Annotated in this window: 16 protein-coding genes and 1 pseudogene; 11 read left to right on the top strand and 6 right to left on the bottom strand. The window is 46.4% G+C overall.

Annotated elements, in window-relative coordinates; genetic code table 11:
* Nucleotides 1-15 precede the first annotated feature (15 nt).
* From phhA to D908_RS04005, 3 genes are all read left to right on the top strand, one after another.
* Entirely contained in the window at nt 16-810 is a 795-nt protein-coding gene (gene phhA, locus D908_RS03995) for a phenylalanine 4-monooxygenase (protein WP_000084920.1), read from the top strand.
* Complete coding sequence (locus tag D908_RS04000; protein WP_005526458.1) at nt 800-1,135, top strand: 4a-hydroxytetrahydrobiopterin dehydratase; 336 nt, start codon at nt 800-802, stop codon at nt 1,133-1,135. Before phhA ends, D908_RS04000 begins: the two co-directional genes overlap by 11 nt.
* 233 nt (nt 1,136-1,368) lie before the next feature.
* Nucleotides 1,369-1,902 (top strand): Ail/Lom family outer membrane beta-barrel protein, encoded by a 534-nt coding sequence (locus D908_RS04005; RefSeq protein WP_005526456.1) that lies wholly within the window; start codon nt 1,369-1,371, stop codon nt 1,900-1,902.
* 78 nt (nt 1,903-1,980) lie between these two features.
* Here the strand turns inward: D908_RS04005 and D908_RS04010 are convergent, their stop codons facing one another.
* Nucleotides 1,981-3,369 carry an MATE family efflux transporter gene (locus tag D908_RS04010; RefSeq protein ID WP_005526454.1) on the bottom strand — a complete coding sequence of 463 codons (1,389 nt, stop codon included), beginning with the start codon at nt 3,367-3,369 and terminating at the stop codon, nt 1,981-1,983.
* 96 nt (nt 3,370-3,465) lie between these two features.
* On the opposite strand from D908_RS04010, the gene D908_RS04015 reads away from it, so the two are divergent.
* Entirely contained in the window at nt 3,466-4,311 is an 846-nt protein-coding gene (locus tag D908_RS04015) for an AraC family transcriptional regulator (protein ID WP_032467705.1), read from the top strand.
* Between the two features lie 51 nt (nt 4,312-4,362).
* Here D908_RS04015 and D908_RS04020 read toward each other — a convergent pair whose 3' ends face one another.
* Nucleotides 4,363-5,262, bottom strand: a complete 900-nt coding sequence (locus D908_RS04020) for an AraC family transcriptional regulator (RefSeq protein ID WP_005526450.1) — start codon at nt 5,260-5,262, stop codon at nt 4,363-4,365.
* Nucleotides 5,263-5,879: 617 nt separating this feature from the next.
* On the opposite strand from D908_RS04020, the gene ectA reads away from it, so the two are divergent.
* The 4 genes and pseudogenes from ectA (at nt 5,880) to D908_RS0119820 (ending at nt 9,559) form a co-directional block, all read left to right on the top strand.
* Complete coding sequence (gene ectA, locus D908_RS04025; RefSeq protein ID WP_032467704.1) at nt 5,880-6,434, top strand: diaminobutyrate acetyltransferase; 555 nt, start codon at nt 5,880-5,882, stop codon at nt 6,432-6,434.
* Nucleotides 6,435-6,445: 11 nt separating this feature from the next.
* The gene (gene ectB, locus D908_RS04030) at nt 6,446-7,711 is read left to right on the top strand and encodes a diaminobutyrate--2-oxoglutarate transaminase (protein ID WP_005526448.1); all 1,266 of its coding nucleotides are present in this window, start codon (nt 6,446-6,448) and stop codon (nt 7,709-7,711) included.
* Nucleotides 7,712-7,722: 11 nt separating this feature from the next.
* Nucleotides 7,723-8,109: an ectoine synthase gene (locus D908_RS04035; protein WP_000637097.1), complete on the top strand. Its 387-nt coding sequence runs from the start codon at nt 7,723-7,725 to the stop codon at nt 8,107-8,109.
* Between the two features lie 29 nt (nt 8,110-8,138).
* Nucleotides 8,139-9,559: pseudogene (locus tag D908_RS0119820) on the top strand (aspartate kinase).
* A gap of 63 nt (nt 9,560-9,622) precedes the next feature.
* On the opposite strand, the gene D908_RS04040 reads toward D908_RS0119820, so the two are convergent.
* The 4 genes from D908_RS04040 to D908_RS04055 form a co-directional block, all read right to left on the bottom strand.
* The gene (locus D908_RS04040; protein WP_000141576.1) at nt 9,623-10,969 is read right to left on the bottom strand and encodes a magnesium transporter; all 1,347 of its coding nucleotides are present in this window, start codon (nt 10,967-10,969) and stop codon (nt 9,623-9,625) included.
* Between the two features lie 2 nt (nt 10,970-10,971).
* Complete coding sequence (locus D908_RS04045) at nt 10,972-11,532, bottom strand: mechanosensitive ion channel domain-containing protein (RefSeq protein WP_000385040.1); 561 nt, start codon at nt 11,530-11,532, stop codon at nt 10,972-10,974.
* Nucleotides 11,533-11,673: 141 nt separating this feature from the next.
* On the bottom strand, nt 11,674-12,897 hold the full coding sequence (locus D908_RS04050; RefSeq protein ID WP_005526446.1) for an HlyD family secretion protein: 1,224 nt from the start codon (nt 12,895-12,897) through the stop codon (nt 11,674-11,676).
* The gene (locus tag D908_RS04055; RefSeq protein ID WP_000055362.1) at nt 12,894-13,247 is read right to left on the bottom strand and encodes a hypothetical protein; all 354 of its coding nucleotides are present in this window, start codon (nt 13,245-13,247) and stop codon (nt 12,894-12,896) included. The genes D908_RS04050 and D908_RS04055 overlap by 4 nt, the downstream gene beginning before the upstream one ends.
* Before the next feature lie 132 nt (nt 13,248-13,379).
* On the opposite strand from D908_RS04055, the gene D908_RS04060 reads away from it, so the two are divergent.
* The 3 genes from D908_RS04060 to speB all read left to right on the top strand — a co-directional run bounded on the left by D908_RS04060 (nt 13,380) and on the right by speB (nt 17,430).
* Nucleotides 13,380-14,372, top strand: coding sequence for an AraC family transcriptional regulator (locus tag D908_RS04060; protein WP_005526444.1), 993 nt, complete (start codon nt 13,380-13,382; stop codon nt 14,370-14,372).
* A gap of 217 nt (nt 14,373-14,589) precedes the next feature.
* Nucleotides 14,590-16,500 carry an arginine decarboxylase gene (speA, locus tag D908_RS04065; protein WP_005526442.1) on the top strand — a complete coding sequence of 637 codons (1,911 nt, stop codon included), beginning with the start codon at nt 14,590-14,592 and terminating at the stop codon, nt 16,498-16,500.
* A complete protein-coding gene (speB, locus tag D908_RS04070) occupies nt 16,501-17,430 on the top strand; it encodes an agmatinase (RefSeq protein ID WP_005526440.1) in 930 nt (309 codons plus the stop codon).
* The last annotated feature ends 138 nt before the right edge of the window (nt 17,431-17,568 follow it).

The following is a 17,568-nucleotide window of genomic DNA, read 5'->3' as shown; positions in this document are numbered from 1 at the left end:
TTAAGGAGTGGAGAGATGAGTCAGTATCACTCTAAACCCATTAGCCACAACGGCCACATTGACTGGAATGATGACGAACACAAAATTTGGCATGATTTAATCACTCGCCAGCAAGAAGTGGTGAAGTCCAGAGCCTGCCAAGCCTATTTAGATGGTTTGAGTATGCTTAATCTGCCAACAGATCGCTTGCCACAATTGCCTGAAATTAATCGGGTATTACAAAGGGAAACTGGGTGGCAAGTTGAACCTGTACCAGCGTTGATCAGCTTTGATCGTTTCTTTGCCTTACTGGCGGAGAAGAAATTTCCTGTCGCCACTTTTTTACGCAGTCGAGAAGAGTTTGATTATCTGCAAGAGCCCGATTTTTTCCATGAGATCTATGGCCATTGCGCCATGCTGACTCACCCTGATTTCGCGGCTTTTACACATGTCTACGGGAAGTTAGGTGCAGCGGCAAGCCCTAAAGAACGTGGTTATTTGGCTCGCTTGTATTGGTTCACCGTCGAATTTGGTTTAGTGCAGGAGCAGGGGCAAAACAAAATCTATGGGGGAGGGATCTTGTCTTCACCCGGAGAAACCCTATACGCATCAGAGAGCACCATTCCACTTCGTGAGCCGTTTGACATACTGCAGGTGCTGCGTACTCCTTACCGGATCGACATCATGCAGCCGATTTATTACGTGTTGCCCGATCTTGGTCAACTTTATCAACTCAGCCAACGCGATTTAATGGCGTTGGTTGGTCAAGCAATGGAAGCAGGGTTGCTCCCTGCCCGTTTTCAACCAAAGGAACAACAACATGCTGGATGAATTACGTTGTGAAGCGTGCAGTGCAGACGCAATAGCTCTTACCTCTGCAGAACAGCAACAACTGCTGAGTGAATTGGATGGTTGGGCATTAATTCATCGTGAAGGCATCGCTCAATTAGAGAAGATATATCGCTTTAAAAGTTTCAAACAAGCTTGGGCATTTTCAAATCATATTGCTGAATTAGCGGAACAGGAATTTCATCATCCAGCCATTTTGTTGGAATGGGGTAAAGTAACGATCACTTGGTGGAGTCATTCAATTAATGGGTTACATAAAAATGATTTTATTTGCGCCGCTAAATGTGATTATTTATTTCGACAATAAGTATAAAAAATAGACATTAGTTCGAAAAGTTACTATCCATATAATTGATATTATATTGGTTTCATTATATTTGTCTGTCTTTGTTAAGTTTATGTAATTAAAAGAAAATATTAAATTTTATAAATTTGAAATGAAATAATTCATTGACCTAGTGAATGTATTGTTTTAGTTTTCGGCTGAACCATAGAGTTCGCCATTTGATTTCGATTTAATATTTTAAGAAGAACATAATAATGAAAAAAACCATTGCTATTGCTGCTTTAATGACTGCTTCGTTCCATGTTGTTAATGCTAACGCAGCAGATCATACATTTAGTGTCGGATATGCACAGACAGACATTTCACGTTTGAATGACGATTTAAAAGGCTTAGCGCTGAAATATCGCTATGAACCGGGTCGTTTAGGATTACTAGTCGGTCTTACTGGTACCGCTCTGGATGATATTACTTCAATCACAGCTGTGAATAATCAGATTGTTTTAAATTCTGTTGAGCGTACTTACGGTAGTTTCCATATTGGCCCAACATACCGCTTTAACGATATGGTCAGTGGTTATGCCACACTGGGTTATGCAACCTATAAAGTTGAAGGTAAATCGGGTAAGTCAGTCACTGGGAGCATTGAAGACAGTAGTTTTGCTTTCGGCACTGGTCTTGAAATGAATTTAACTCAACATATCTCAGTGAATGGTGGTGTTGAATATAGCGAACATCTGTTTGATTCAACGGCACTGACTTACACAGTAGGTCTAGGCTACCGTTTCTAAGTTTTTTACTTATTAGGCAATACTAAAACGAAAGAGTAAGAGCGAGTTTAGGGATAATTAACTCGCTCTTTTTTATTTTTATGCAACGACTTCGGATGCGGGTTCACTAACGAGGTTATTAATCCAACGTTTTGAACTGATACGCTGCGCGGTTAGTCCCATTTTAACCAGTTCCTCAAGCCAAATGATCATTAACACCCCATGCAACGGCCATCCCCATACTATGCCCGTCAGGTAAGCGAGAGGGATACCCACAGCCCACTGGCCAAACAGATCAATAAAGATGCTGTAACGAATATCTCCGCCACTTTTCAACACGCCACCAATCCCAACCATATTGAACACTTTAAATACCATGCCAAAGGCCATGACAAGGCAAACATTCAATGCCAACTGGTGGTTTTCCAATGGGCTATGGCTGATAACCCACGCCAACAAAGGCTTGGCCGCCATACACAGCAAAGCGAGCAGTAAGGCTAAGCTACAACTGGTGATCACATACCACCACGCGGTGTTCTCGACACGTTGATAGTTTTGCGCACCGATCTCATTGCCCAAAATGATCGATGCTGCGACAGCAAAGCCAAGGAAAGCGGAGATCAACACACTCTCGATGGGAGCGAGCAGTGAAATGATGGCTAACTCTGACACACCTAATTGGCCAACAATCACGTTATAAACTAAAAGCCCAGCAGCCCATGCGCTGTCATGGATCAGCATTGGCCAAGCGACCGTTAAATAGCGCTGACGGTGGCGGCGTTGCACACTCTCTTGCCAATGATTTTGATTGGGGAGCAGGTGGGTATAACGGCGTTTTACCAGCACAAACAGCAATGCGGTTTGAAACAGGCGCGATAATGTGGTGCCTAAACCCGCCCCTAATACACCAAGCTCTGGAAATCCGAATAGGCCAAAGATCAGCAAAGCATTAAGGATAGCGTTAACGATGATGGCAAAAATGCTCACACGAGTAGGCAATTTCGCTTCCCCGATACTGCGTAGTGCTCCTTCCAACGGTACAACTAACGCAGTGCAAAACAGGCTGATGCCTGTGACCCATAAATAGTCTGTGGCTTGAGCAACGTATTGAGGCTCGTCAGCAACCAAAGCCACAATGGTTTCTGGCATCAAGGTGTAAATCAATGCGAAGGGCAAGGTCAGCACAATCGCCATCATCCACGATTGAGCAAGAGTGCGCCGAACGCCATCAAGATTGCCTGCACCAAAGTATTGGGCTGCGAGCACACTGACCGCACCACTTGCACCGACAATCACAATCAAATTGAAGAAGAAAATGCGATTGCCCACACCTACGGCTGCGGTGGCGGATTCCCCCAATTGACTGACCATGAAAATATCGACCACACCCAATAGCGAGAACAACATGGATTGCATGGATACCGGTAAGCCGATTTGGAGTAGTTTTTGCCAGAATGGTCGGTCGAGTTGGCGAAAGTGAACAATCATGTGATCTGACTCCTTGGAATGAATGTGAGTAGTGTAGATCTCTACGTCATCGCAGTATTGTGTAAAAAACTCCAAAACTATTGCCAAAATCTCATCATGCATGAAAAGCAAGAAAGTTATCTGATCTCAGAGAAAACCCAACATGAAGTCATTGATCAAGAGCATGTGCTTAAGCTAGAGCACAGCGGCATAGTGCAGTGTGGTATTGCAACCTGTCGCGAATCCTTCAATGTTTATCGAAAATCTCCTAAACAGCATATGCTGCTGTTTACGATTCGCGGTAAAGGCTGGTTGAACAGCCAAGATCATCGTTATCTTCTTGAACCTGGCTCACTGATGGTTATCCCTGCCGGGGTGGAGAATGGCTTTGGCATTGAAGAGGAAAACTGGCAGTTAGCTTGGCTATTTCTTTCTGCACAACGAGAGTGGCCGAATCATCTTGGCGAGCAGATCCACTATGGATTCACACCAGCTGCAGATGTGATGTACACCTGTATTCAAACCTTATTGCGAGCGCAAATCCTGCCCGATGAGATCGGCCAGCCCGTTGCACAACGTGCAGTTGAGCAAATTGAACTGTTACTGGCGACACCAGGAGAGCGGCAGATGCCTCGTGCGCAGATTCGGCTTAATCGTATGTTTGAACGAGTACAAAAACAGCTTCACAAAGAATGGTCCGTCAGTGCCATGGCAGCGTTGGTGCCTTGCTCTGTCGCACACTTACACCGCCTTTGTCTGCATTATTTAGGTCGCAGCCCGACCGCTCATCTCACCCGACTGCGCATGGAATACGCTGCACGTCAGTTGGCACGCTCGGATTGGCCCATCCAGCAGATTGGTGAAATGGTGGGCTATCCGAATGCAGCGAATTTTAGTACGCGTTTTAAAGCATGGAGTCGCGTTACGCCAAGAGCATATCGGCTAAGCCATAGTGAGGATTAACCGATATGCCAAAACAGCATCAAACTTATGGTCGTTTAAGTGAGTAACGGTTTATACCACCGCGGTGCAGAAACTCACATCAGCATGATGTGTCACGGGGTCGTAGTGGTGGTAGAGCTCAAAACAAGGGCGTTGATCCGTTTCTAATCCTTGTTCCACAACACACCCCATATGTTCATTCCAAAAGTGACCATATTGGCTTTGGTCAGTCACCGTGCGTCGACTCGTAAAATACTTGCCCCCATCGAAATGGGTGTACTCGATAGACTTACCGACTTCTGTACCTTCAGGCACTAAAAGAGCGATATCGGTGCGACATTTTTCTGCTGGGGTAAGTTCTGGATTGTCGTGATAGATAAAGATGCAAGGGCATTCCGCGAAACCAGCGGGCCCAGCCCACTGATACAGTTTCTCGACCGCGGGTGGATAATTTTGCCCATAAGGTCCAGTTACACGCATATACGCTAAGCCACCGGGGGTGAAAGATTCGATTGCCATGTTTTTACTCCATTCCGTTGATTTTTCATGAGTATAGGGGAGTAAATTCGACTGTTCGTTTCCATTCTTGCGCAGTGTGTGTCCAATCTTGCTGTTTCGCATCAACTGGCTGAACGCTTCAATGTCTTGGCATTCGCGAACTTGGCTTGCGGTTAAACCAAAGTGCTGTTTGAAAGCCTTCGCAAAAGCCTGTGAACTGGAGAAACCAAAATCTAGGGCGACTTCAGTGATAGAGCGTTTGTGATAAAACAGAACGCTGGCAGATTTTTCCATCTTGAGGCGGCGCATAAAATCCCCCAATGTTTCGCCGACAACCGCCTTGAAAATGCGGTGGAAATGGTAAGGCGACAAATGTGCCTGCAAAGCCACTTCTTCCAAATTTAAAGGCTGATCGAAATTCGCTTCCAAATAACGTAACACTGGCCGAATTCGCTGGTGGTAGTCGGTTTTCATATCCCTGTCTCTATAGAACCGCAGCAGGGTTTACACTTTACCGCTCAGATTGGGAAGGTAAAGCATGAGCTTGAGAAATGCGCACGGTTTCTCATCTTGGTTTGAGAAAGATTTACTCGATGTTCAAAAGCAACGAGTGGGAAGCGGGAAAGAAAAAAGCCAATCGCAAAAGGTACGATTGGCTGATAAATCAATGTGAACAATGTCATTCACTAACAACGTCAGTTGGCTAGGTGACCCTCGGCTTAATTAAGGGTCATTACTAATAATGCACTATCTGTGCCAAGTTGATATGCGCCTATTTGTGCGGGTTTTACGCTGGTTAAGATGAATTAATGCTCATCTGATTGCATTCTGCGATTGCAAATTGCAACGGCTTGCAATCCGCTTCACTGCACCACTACTCGAGCTAATGACGAGCCACGCTGCTTACTTTTTGTACGCAGATAGGCTTTAAATCTTTGTCTTCATATTATTCTAGTTCAAATTAATTTTTCTTGAAATTTTCATTTTATTTACTTTAAAAAAGTATTTATTGCCTATTTTTACTTGAAAAATCATTTACTGCTGTTAGGGTAAAAATAGAAATATGATTTGAACACAAAGGATTTGTTGTGATTTTTACTGCCACCCCTTGGATGATTTATCCGCACATAATGCACAATCGCTCACAGCCTTGGGTGTTTCGTATGCCGACTCAGGAAGATGGCTTATCGATTCACGAATTAATCGCTCAGTGCGCACCGCTCGATCAAAATTCGGCTTACTGCAATTTTTTACAGTCCAGCCATTTTCAGCACACATGCCTGATTGCTGAGCAGCAAGAGCTGCTAGTGGGTTTTGTCTCGGCGTATCGCAAACCGGAAAAACCGAATGAGCTATTTATTTGGCAAGTGGCGGTGCATCCGTCTGCACGTGGGAAAGGCTTGGCATATCAGATGATCCAACATCTGCTTGGGCGTAGTGAGCTACAGGATCTCACGGTTCTTGAAACCACGATTACCCAGAAAAACCAAGCATCTTGGCGGTTATTTCAAAAGCTTGATAGGGAGCATGGAAAGCAGGGTAGTGTCTCCACTTTTCTGGATAAGACCTGTCATTTTGAAGGAGAGCATGACACGGAATACCTCTATCGCATTCCTCTTAATCCATCGAACCAACCAAAAGGATAAAAATTCTCGTTATGGACATTTTTAAAACTCATGAATCTCAGGTGCAATCTTACGCGACTCACTTTCCTGTGGTATTCGCCACTGCGAAAGGTAGCTGGCTCTACAGCCAAGAGGGCGAAGCCTATCTGGATTTTTTGGCTGGCGCAGGCTCGCTCAATTACGGGCATAACAATGCCGTCCTCAAACAAGCCCTGCTTGAGTACATTGAACGTGATGGCTTGACTCATGGGCTGGATATGCATTCCGAAGCCAAAGCAGAGTTTCTTAAAACATTACAGACACATATCTTCGAACCTCGCGGGTTGAATTATAAAGTGCAGTTTACAGGTCCTACGGGGACTAATGCGGTAGAAGCGGCCTTAAAGCTGGCACGTAAGGTGACTGGCCGCCAAAGCATAGTGACGTTTACCAATGGTTTTCACGGTTGCTCGCTTGGGGCACTTGCGGCAACAGGGAACCAGCATCATCGCCAAGGAGCGGGGATGGCATTGTCTGGCGTAAATCGTGTGCCGTTTGAAGGCTACGCCGGAATTGATGGTTTAACTCTGTTCGAAACCATGTTGCAGGACAACTCATCCGGTTTAGATAAGCCCGCGGCGGTATTGCTGGAAACTGTGCAAGGGGAAGGTGGGCTGAATGTTGCTTCTTCCGCTTGGCTACAACGGTTACAAACGATTTGTCGTGCCAATCAAATCCTGTTGATTGTCGATGATATTCAGGCTGGTTGTGGTCGTACCGGTACTTTCTTTAGTTTTGAGCCGAGCGGTATTGAGCCGGACATGGTGACTTTATCAAAATCACTCAGTGGTTACGGGCTGCCGATGGCATTAGTTCTGCTCAAGCCGGAGCTAGACCAATGGAAACCAGGCGAGCACAACGGTACGTTTCGCGGCAATAATCATGCTTTCGTTACGGCTACACGTGCATTAGAGGCTTATTGGGCAAATGAAGATTTCCAAAACCATATTACTGCACGCAGTGAGCAAGTGACTAAAGCCTTACAAAGCTTTTTACGTCGTTATCCGTCTCTGTTTTCCAACTTAAAAGGGCGCGGTTTAATGCAAGGTATAGCGTGTCACAATGGTGAAATTGCTCGCGATATTGCAGACATCTGTTTTCAAAATGGGCTGATTATCGAAACGGCTGGGGCTGAAGATGAAGTGCTGAAAGTATTTTGCCCACTGACTATAACCGAAGCTGATCTCGCGAAAGGTTTGGCGATCATTGAGCGCAGTGCGGCGGCGGTTGCATCACGCAGACTACAGAAAGCATCGTAAAGGAGAAAAACATGATTGTGAGAACCTTAGATCAGTGTCGCCAAAGTGAACGAAGAGTGGTGGCGGAAAACTGGGAAAGCGTGCGTATGTTATTGAAAGATGACCAAATGGGTTTTTCTTTCCATATCACGACTATCTATTCCAACACAGAAACCCATATTCATTATCGTAATCACCTCGAATCGGTGTACTGCATTTCTGGTGAAGGGGAAATTGCGGTTGTGGGTGGTGAAACCTACCCGATCCAGCCGGGTACGTTATATATCCTTGATCAGCATGATGAGCACTACCTACGTGCATTCTCAAATGAAATGGTGATGGCTTGCGTATTTAACCCGCCACTCACTGGGCTCGAAATTCATGATGCTGAAGGTGTTTATCCGCTGCATGAAAGTTAATTGATTTCACAACGTCATAAGGAGAAATGATGTCTTACACCGTAGAAAAAATCGGTGGTACCTCCATGACCGCCTTTGACGCGGTACTGGATAATATTTTACTCAGACCAGCACAGCCGTACGGACGAGTGTTTGTGGTTTCCGCTTATTCAGGGATCACGGATGCGTTACTGGAATGTAAGCGTACGGGGGCAGCCGGTATTTACCAAAAAATCGCCAAACATGATGAAAGTTGGCTAGATGCACTCTATGCCCTTGAGCAGCGTATGTTGCTGATCAACGAAAATCTGTTTGCCGATGCGATGACACGCCTACGCGCCGACAAATTCATTCGTGCCCGTTTGGCTGAGGCGGTAGCTTGTATTCAGAATATTTTGGAAACCTGCCAATACGGACAGTTTTCCTTACGCCACTCTTTACCACAGATTAGAGAGTTTCTTGCCTCAATTGGCGAATCGCACAGTGCTTATAACACGGCACTTAAACTCAATACACTTGGAATTAACGCCCGTTTTGTGGATTTGTCAGGTTGGTGCGAACCCAGCCAAGGCAATTTGGATCAGGTGATTGAAAACGCGTTTCGCAACATTGATGTGGATAGTGAGTTACCCATTGTCACCGGCTATGCATCATGCCAAGAAGGATTAATGCGCACTTACGACCGTGGATACAGCGAGATGACGTTTAGCCGGATCGCCGTTGTAATGGGGGCGGAGCAAGCGATCATCCATAAAGAGTACCACTTGAGCTCAGCCGATCCGTGTCTGGTCGGCACGGACAAAGTGCAGCCGATCGGTTTGAGTAACTTTGATGTTGCCGATCAATTAGCTAATTTGGGGATGGAAGCTATCCACCCAATGCCGCAGCAGGACTCAGACAAAAGAACATAGAGTTGCGGATCAAAAATACCTTTGAGCCTGAACATCCGGGCACGTTGATCACTGCCCAATATCAGCCACAGCAACATCGAGTCGAGATCATTGCAGGAAGAGACAAAGTCTTTGCTCTGCATCTGTTCGACCAAAGCATGGTGGGCATGATGGATGAAGTCAGTCATGAGCTCATTGAATGGATACGCGATGCGAAAGTGCAATTAATTGGTAAAGAGATGAATGCTAATTCGATCACTTATTACTTAAGTGGCAGCAGTGAACATCTCAACCATATTCGCTACCAAGCGGAGCGGCGCTACCCGCAGGCAGCGGTATCAGTACGCATGGTGGCGCTAATCTCAGCGATTGGTTCGCATATGGAAACCAACAAAGTGCTCGCGCAAGGTCTACAAGCTTTACTGGAACAGCAGATTGAGCCGATGGCGGCGCATTCTTCGATGCGCAATGTTAATGTGCAGTTTGTGGTCGATGACGCGGATTACGCAACAGGTGTCAGCGTTCTACATCAAGCATTAATGCCTTTTACTCAACCATCGAAAACGAGAAAAGTCGCTTAGTGAAATGAATGAAGAATAGCTAAGGCAGAAAGCTTTCTGCCTTAGCTATGGGCAATCAAGAAGCTACAACATCACCAAGCTGGCGGTGCCGAGGAAGGCAAAAAAGCCGACCACATCAGTCACGGTAGTGAGGATGACGGAACCTGCCAAGGCAGGGTCGAGCTTGAACTTATCCAAAATGATTGGGATCAGCACACCAAATAATGCTGCGGTAATAATGTTGACCACAATCGCCAGAGCAATCGTGGCTCCGATAACGGGCTCTTGGAACCAAAGTGCGGCCATTCCGCCGATGATCAGTGCCCACACTAAGCCATTGATCGAACCAATTCCAAGCTCATTTTTCAGCAAAGCAAAACGGTTACCCACTGTGATCTGATTGAGCGCCATCGCGCGCACCATCAAGGTTAAGGTTTGGCTACCGGCAATGCCGCCCATGGAAGCCACAATCGGCATCAGTACCGCTAAGGCCACGACTTGCGAAATTACATCTTCAAACAGGCCAATGGTGATGGAGGCAAGAATCGCGGTCAGTAAGTTAATGCCCAACCAAAGCCCACGTTTTTTTGAGCTCTTGAGTACAGGCGCGAACAGGTCATCGCCTTCATCCATACCTGTACCGGCCATCAAACGCGCTTCATACATCTCACGTTGCACGCTGAGTGCAAAATGCCAGTCAATTTCACCGATCAACGTGTCATCATCACTCAGTACTGGGACGATAGGTAAAGTCGTGTGCTCAAGCGCATCCACAGCATCAGACAAAGTTTGCTGAGCATTGAGCGTGACCAATTCTTCCATGCGCAGATTTTTGAGCTGGGTGGTTTCTTCGGCTTGCAATACATCACTAAAGCTCACCAAGCCACGGAATTTTTTGGCTTTGTTGATCAGGTAAATGTACTGAGGGGATTCGTAGTGATATTTATCCAGTAGGACTTTGGCTCGGCGAACACTGATGCTAAAAGGTAAGGTATAAACTTTTCGATCCGCCCAGTGGCCAATTTCGTCATCCGCGAACTCGTTGGCTTGGTCATACAGCTCTAATTCATCGCGGTTGATGAGGCTTAATGCTTCACTGATGATGTCATCGGGGAGAGAGTCTTCCCACTCGATCAGTGAGAGGTTATCCAGTTTGGCCAGCGTGAGTTTTAACTCAATTTCAGACAGCGCCTTGATAACGGAGATGCGCACTTCGGCGCGCATTTCGGTCAGCACATCAATGTGCATTTCTAACGGCAAACTACGCCATAAACGCACCCGTTGTTCAACGGGAAACGCTTCTAGAATCAGGGCAATGGAGCCTTCATCTAAGCCATTTTCCACCATCTCACCAAGCAGGTGTGTCTGCTCGGATTCTTCCGCGGTGGCAATGTGTTCGATTTGTTGAGATAAGTCTTGGTATTCGGTCAAATTTACAATCCCTTAGGTAGCTGTTTTCTTTCTGGCTTTTTGGCCGCTTTCTCGGGTGCCTTCTTCAAGACAATCACAGGGCGAACAATAAATAAGTTGTTGGGGTAAAGCACGCGGTTACCATCAAGGGTTTCTAACTCAACATTGAGCAGTGCCATATCGATGATTTTCCCTTCGATAAAGTTAGCCCCATCAACCACACGTACCCAACTGCCAATCCGGCAATGGTTTTGGACGAACAAAATCAAAAATGCCGTCACGTTACTCAGTAGTGACCAACCCGCAAATAAACCGACCCCAAGCAAAGCAAACAGTGATGAACCCACGACAAGCAGGCCGCGTAGCTCAACACCCCACAAAATTAACGTGGTAAACAGCATCACCAAAAACAGTAAGGTGCGGATCAGCCAACGAGCGCGTTTAAGGCGGTGAATATCCACTCTTCCCGTAATCATGCTTTCAAATAAGCGTAGGGTAATCCGCGAAATGGGCGGATAAAAAAGGATGATGAGTGCGGTCATCAACCATTTATAGTGCGTTTGTAATAAAGCTAAGTAATCCATTTTGCTTCTCACTTGAGAGGAGAAATCACCATAACGGAATTGTATGTAATTACAATGTATAGCCAAGTGAAAAAAGGCGAATCAGTGGCGAAGTGGTGAATTTGCCACCTCTTTGATTGAGATGGCAAATTTTGAAGAGGCTCAGATGGAGTAGAAGAAATACAGTTGCGACTTCATGCGGATAATGATGCCGCGAATCGCATCGAGGAAAGCGAGGAATGAAATGGGCTTTTCACCGCTTACCCAAGCGAGGCCAACAGAGCCAACCGGGACATCATAGCCCTCTGGTTCTGCTATTTTTAAGCGAACAAAATGGTGCTTGTTGCGTAGGTTCTGTGCGGTTGTCGCGGCAACGTTTTGATCAAAGCCCATCAAGTTGCTTTGTGCTTCTCCTGTCGCTTCAACAATGCCTTCCACCGTTGCTGAAAAAATCTTGCCCGGATAAACCGAGGAAGCAAATTCGGCGAGTTGCCCTGCTTTGATATTGCGAATTGCTTGGTGGTTAACGCGCATCAGCACGTACTTCTCGTTGGTGTACATTTGCAAACGCGGCATCATGGCGATTCGTTGCCCTTCACGCAGAATGAAGTTGGTAACAAAGCCATCTGCAGGGGCGTAAACCTGAGTGCTGTTTAAATCCCATTGTGCCTTAGCCACGGTTTCGTGGGCATTGCTCAGATCGTTTTCGCGCTGGGTGATGGTCAGTTGCGCCTGCGTAATCGCAAGTTTTGCTTTATCAGCATCGACTTGTTTTTTCGCCAGTTGTGATTCGATAGTGATCAGATTCTGCTTTGCTACTTGCACGGTAGTGCTTTGTTTATCCATATCCGCTTGAGTGATGGTGTTTTTCACAATGCGGTTTTGCTCGCGATAACGCTCCAGCATCTTCTTTTGTAGCAAGTAATCTTCACGGGCAGAAGCCAATTGGCTTTGCGAAACCGTGATGTCTTTCAGCATGGATTGATAACTGGCTTTTGCGATCTCAACATCGCCTCTGGCACTATCCAAAGCCACACTGGCGGCGTTTTCGGCAATTTTGGCTTGATTAAACGCAATTTGGTAAGGTGTTGCATCAATCTCATAGAGCAACTGTCCTTTTTGAATGGTTTGGTTTGGCTCAATGTAAATTTTACTCACTTTGCCCGTGACATTCGGTGAATCAGGACGGAGCTGAATATGAGGTGATTGCACCACTGAACCGCCAGAAATATCCATTGGCGTGTAGTTGATAAGACCAACCCACACAAACATCAACCAGCCAATTCCCCCTAAGTAGGCAAAACTTTTGGTGACTTTGTTCCACGGCATACCGACCAAACGCAATAGGTAGATAAACAGTGCCCAAACGGCTAAGCCTTCGATCATGCTGAATGCTCCTTGGTTGGTGATTCTGATGCGGTTTCATCTTGCTTTTCATCGAGGCTGCCATGACGCCAAGTTTCCCTTAGATGCAAGATGGCTTTATCCATATCCACAAAAGCAAGAATAACGGCGACAACCCAAACCCAATGCCAAAGAAAGCCGATCCACGTTAAGGCAGTGATCAAGCCGATTTGATGATGATCTTTACTGTGGGCTTTATTGATGGGGATTTCATGCAGTTTCCAAAAACCATAGACGCCAGCAGCGACGGAGGCTACTAGGACTAAACCTGCAACAATATGTAGGGCGGTATCGCTACCTGTGTCGACGAAAGGAACGCTTAAAAGACTCATACCATGCTCCATAACCAAGGGAGCGCGCATTGTGCATATTACAAATCAGAGACCTGCAAAAGTAACCAAAGACGTCAAAATACGTTAGCATTTGAAATAATCGGTATCTCATCAGCAAAGGTGTAGGGTGGTATGTATTTTTTACGAGCGATAGGATTTTCTTATCTTCATTTGAAAATCAAGCAGTTGTACCACTTACCGGAAGGGTGCAGTGGGTTACCTGAGTCCGTGTTCTATCAGCCTATGACATTGATTCCAGCCAATGAGGTCAATATTTGGTATCAGCGCATGGAGCAAGCGACAAAAGATCCGGATTTTTTGCTCAAAGCAGCTCAAGATACGGTTCTGGATATGGCATTACCCGCTCATCGGTGGTTTTTTTCTGGGGCGGATCTGGCCTCGACGATTCGGCGTATCAACTATGGTTTCAGTAGCGTGCAATCGGGGTGCTCCATGGTTGGGGCACAAGTTGGGCCCATTTTGAAGTGGATCTACCGCAATCCACAGATCCAAACCGAGATGAAGGTGCATGACGGTATTCGTATGGCGACGTTTATGCTGAAGGTTTTGCGAGAATATTTGGGCGAACACTTTGCGCCAATGCGCGTACTCCTGCCCGGTAAAAGAGATAACCGGAATAAGTACTGTGATTATTTTGGCTGTGAAGTGGATTGGAACCAGCCACGGGTTGAGATTTGGTTTCACGCCAACCACCGCTTAGCGACTCAGATGCAGCATCGACCCAAAGCCAAGTCTTTGGCGATGCGCTACCAAGAGCTGGATGATTTTCTCAACATGCCTGATCCGACCGACGAACATAAAGTGGTGTATGAAACCATCAACTATGCTTGTCATTACGGTTATCCAACGTTAGAGCGAGTTTCCCAATTGCTCGGGCTTTCAACCCAGCAATTTCAGCGTCGCTTACATGGTTTCGGGATGAGTTTTTCGATCGTCATGGGTTATGTGTTAAGTAATATGGCGGTAAATTTGCTCAGCCGGAAAGTACCGATTGAAGAAGTTGCCTGTCGATTGGGCTATCAGCATGTTGCCAGTTTTAATCGCATGTTTAAAAAACAGCGTGGTGTGACGCCGAGCCAATATTGTCAACGCTTTGAAGAGTAACTTTAGTTGGTGGCATTAAGCGGCACTGAGAAAAATGAATGAAATGAAGACATTTATGCAAGTTTATGTGTGATAACTAACAGTTGTCATAACGATAAATTATTATCATTAGACACACCCTAGCTTTTCACCGATAAAGCGCGTGACATCTAGGGTGTCAGGTGTGATTTCAACCGATGAAATCATTGTAATCCTCTCTGTTTTTGTGAGATACGATGTGGAACAACCATCCAAATTAGACCGCGTTCGCGCTGACTACAATGTGCATTACTGGAGCCAAGGTTTTTTTGGCATTGACGATCAAGGCGAAGTGTATGTATCGCCGAGAAAAGACAAAGCTCATCAAACGCAATTAAGCTCAATTGTTAAACAGCTCGAAGCGCGTGATTTAAATTTGCCTGTGCTTGTACGCTTCCCGCAGATCCTGCATCAACGCGTGCACAACATTTGTGACGCTTTCAATCAGGCGATTGAAGAGTACGACTACCCGAATAAATACCTGCTGGTTTATCCCATCAAAGTGAACCAACAAAGAGAGGTAGTAGACGAGATTCTGGCCAGTCAGGCCGAATTAGAACACAAGCAACTCGGCTTAGAAGCGGGCAGTAAGCCTGAGCTTCTGGCGGTGTTGGCAATGGCTCAGCAAGCCAGTTCAGTGATTGTATGTAATGGTTATAAAGACAGAGAGTACATTCGTCTGGCACTGATCGGTGAAAAACTGGGTCATAAAGTCTTTATCGTTCTGGAAAAACTGTCAGAGCTGGATCTGGTTCTGAAAGAAGCGAAAAGCCTTGGTGTGAAACCACGTCTGGGTCTGCGTATTCGTCTTGCTTCTCAAGGTGCGGGTAAATGGCAATCGAGCGGCGGTGAAAAATCGAAGTTCGGTCTGGCGGCATCACAAGTGCTCACCGTGATTAACCGCTTGAAAGCGGAAGATCAACTGGAAGCGCTGCAACTGGTGCATTTCCACCTTGGTTCGCAAATGGCGAACATTCGCGACGTACGTAATGGAGTGAACGAGGCGGTACGTTTCTACTGTGAACTGCGTGAGCTGGGTGCACACATCGATTTCTTCGATGTCGGCGGCGGCTTGGCGGTGGATTACGATGGTACTCGTAGTCAGTCATCCAACTCGATGAACTACGGTCTGCACGAATATGCGCGTAACATCGTGAGCACAGTCAGCGATGTATGTAACCTGTACGGTCAGCCGCGTCCGGTGATCATTTCTGAATCCGGTCGTTCTATCACGGCGCATCACGCGGTGTTGATCACCAACGTAATCGGTACAGAAGCGTATTCACCAGAAGATATTCCTGCACCGGATGCAGAATCTCCAATGCTGATTAAAAACATGTGGCGTGGATTTGAAGAAGTGCAGCACGGTACCGATGACCGCGCACTGATTGAAATTTACAACGACACGCAAAGCGATCTTTCTGAAGCACACAGCCAGTTTGCAACCGGGGTACTGAACCTTGAGCACCGTGCATGGGCAGAGCAGTTGTCACTGCGTATCTACCATGAACTGCGTCAGAAGATGAGCAACAAAAACCGCTTCCATCGTCCAATTCTGGATGAGCTGCAAGAGCGTTTGGCGGACAAGTTCTTCGTGAACTTCTCACTGTTCCAGTCACTGCCGGATGCTTGGGGTATTGACCAAGTGTTCCCAGTGCTGCCGCTTTCTGGTTTGGAAGAGATGAACGATCGCCGCGCAGTGATGCTCGACATCACGTGTGACTCAGACGGTGCGGTTGAACAATACGTGGAAGGCCAAGGCATTGAAAGCACACTGCCTGTGCCAGCGTGGACAAGCGACAAACCTTACCTGATGGGCTTTTTCCTAGTCGGTGCATACCAAGAGATCTTGGGTGATATGCACAACCTGTTTGGTGATACGCACAGCGTAGTGGTAAACATTAACGATAAAGGCGACTCAGAAATTGCCTTTATCAATGAAGGCGACACGGTTGAAGATATGATGCGCTACGTTCACATTGACGTAGATAAAATTCGCACCAACTATCGTCAACTCGTTTCTCAACGTGTTGCCAAAGAAGAACAAGAGACCGTATTGGCGGAACTTGAATTAGGCCTGAGCGGCTATACTTACTTAGAGGATTTCTAAATGAATGATTTGTTTACTAAAACTGATTATTCACTCTACTCAAACGCGATGACGTTTGTACGTCGTCCTTATGTGCGTAACCCAGTAGATACTAACGCTGATGTTGTGGTACTTGGCGTGCCTTTGGATATGGCGACTTCCGGTCGTCCGGGTGCACGTATGGGACCTGACGCGATTCGTCGTGCTTCAGTGAACCTAGCATGGGAAGGTAAGAAGTTCCCTTGGGATTTCAACCTGTTCAAAAAGATCAACGTGGTTGATGCGGGCGATTTGGTTTTTGATTGCGGTGATGCAGAAGATTTCACTTACCGCTTGGAAGCTGCAACCAGCGAAATCCTGAAAAGTGGTAAAACCATGCTGGCACTGGGTGGTGATCACTTCATCACTCTGCCAATCCTACGTGCTTATGCCAAGCACTACGGCGAAATGGCGCTGATCCACTTCGATGCACACACTGACACTTACGCGAATGGCAGTGCGTATGACCACGGCACCATGTTCTACCATGCGCCAAAAGAAGGTCTGATCTCGGCTAAGCACTCGGTGCAAGTGGGTATTCGTACGGAATACAAACAAGAAGGCCACGGCTTCAACGTGATTAACGCGATGCAAGCCAACGATATGTCTGTAGAAGAGATTGTGGCGCAAATTCGCCACATCGTAGGTGACAAGCCTGTTTACCTGACTTTCGACATTGACTGTCTGGATCCAGCTTTCGCACCGGGCACGGGTACACCAGTGTGTGGCGGTTTGAGCTCAGACAAGATCCTGAAAATCATCCGTGCGCTGAAAGGCATCAACCTGATCGGTATGGATGTGGTAGAAGTCTCTCCTCCTTACGATCAAAGCGACCTGACTTCACTGGCGGGTGCAACGATCGCTCTGGAACTGCTCTACGTTTGGGCATCAAACAAAAAAGACGAAGAGTGATCTGAGTTAAGCAATTTAAAGGCCTGAGAAATCAGGCCTTTTTCTTTTGTATTTGGCTTGTTGAGCGGTTTGCTGAATACGATGTTTTTAAAGGCATCATGGATGACATCGCCTAAACGCTAAACTTGAAAATCATGA

Origin of the sequence: Vibrio mimicus CAIM 602 (assembly GCF_000338875.1) — a bacterium.
Lineage (GTDB): Bacteria > Pseudomonadota > Gammaproteobacteria > Enterobacterales > Vibrionaceae > Vibrio > Vibrio mimicus.
The sequence above is the reverse complement of the archived record's forward strand: the minus strand, read 5'-3'. Positions and strand labels throughout refer to the sequence as shown.

Bases quoted from the DNA above. Each gene is read 5' to 3' on its own strand.
- D908_RS04010 (WP_005526454.1), bottom strand. From the start codon at position 3,369: ATGATTGTTCACTTTCGCCAACTCGACCGACCATTCTGGCAAAAACTA.
- phhA (WP_000084920.1), top strand. From the start codon at position 16: ATGAGTCAGTATCACTCTAAACCCATTAGCCACAACGGCCACATTGAC.
- D908_RS04035 (WP_000637097.1), top strand. From the start codon at position 7,723: ATGATTGTGAGAACCTTAGATCAGTGTCGCCAAAGTGAACGAAGAGTG.
- speB (WP_005526440.1), top strand. From the start codon at position 16,501: ATGAATGATTTGTTTACTAAAACTGATTATTCACTCTACTCAAACGCG.
- D908_RS04020 (WP_005526450.1), bottom strand. From the start codon at position 5,262: ATGAAAACCGACTACCACCAGCGAATTCGGCCAGTGTTACGTTATTTG.
- D908_RS04060 (WP_005526444.1), top strand. From the start codon at position 13,380: ATGTATTTTTTACGAGCGATAGGATTTTCTTATCTTCATTTGAAAATC.
- D908_RS04055 (WP_000055362.1), bottom strand. From the start codon at position 13,247: ATGAGTCTTTTAAGCGTTCCTTTCGTCGACACAGGTAGCGATACCGCC.
- D908_RS04050 (WP_005526446.1), bottom strand. From the start codon at position 12,897: ATGATCGAAGGCTTAGCCGTTTGGGCACTGTTTATCTACCTATTGCGT.
- ectB (WP_005526448.1), top strand. From the start codon at position 6,446: ATGGACATTTTTAAAACTCATGAATCTCAGGTGCAATCTTACGCGACT.
- D908_RS04045 (WP_000385040.1), bottom strand. From the start codon at position 11,532: ATGGATTACTTAGCTTTATTACAAACGCACTATAAATGGTTGATGACC.
- D908_RS04015 (WP_032467705.1), top strand. From the start codon at position 3,466: ATGCATGAAAAGCAAGAAAGTTATCTGATCTCAGAGAAAACCCAACAT.
- D908_RS04000 (WP_005526458.1), top strand. From the start codon at position 800: ATGCTGGATGAATTACGTTGTGAAGCGTGCAGTGCAGACGCAATAGCT.
- D908_RS04005 (WP_005526456.1), top strand. From the start codon at position 1,369: ATGAAAAAAACCATTGCTATTGCTGCTTTAATGACTGCTTCGTTCCAT.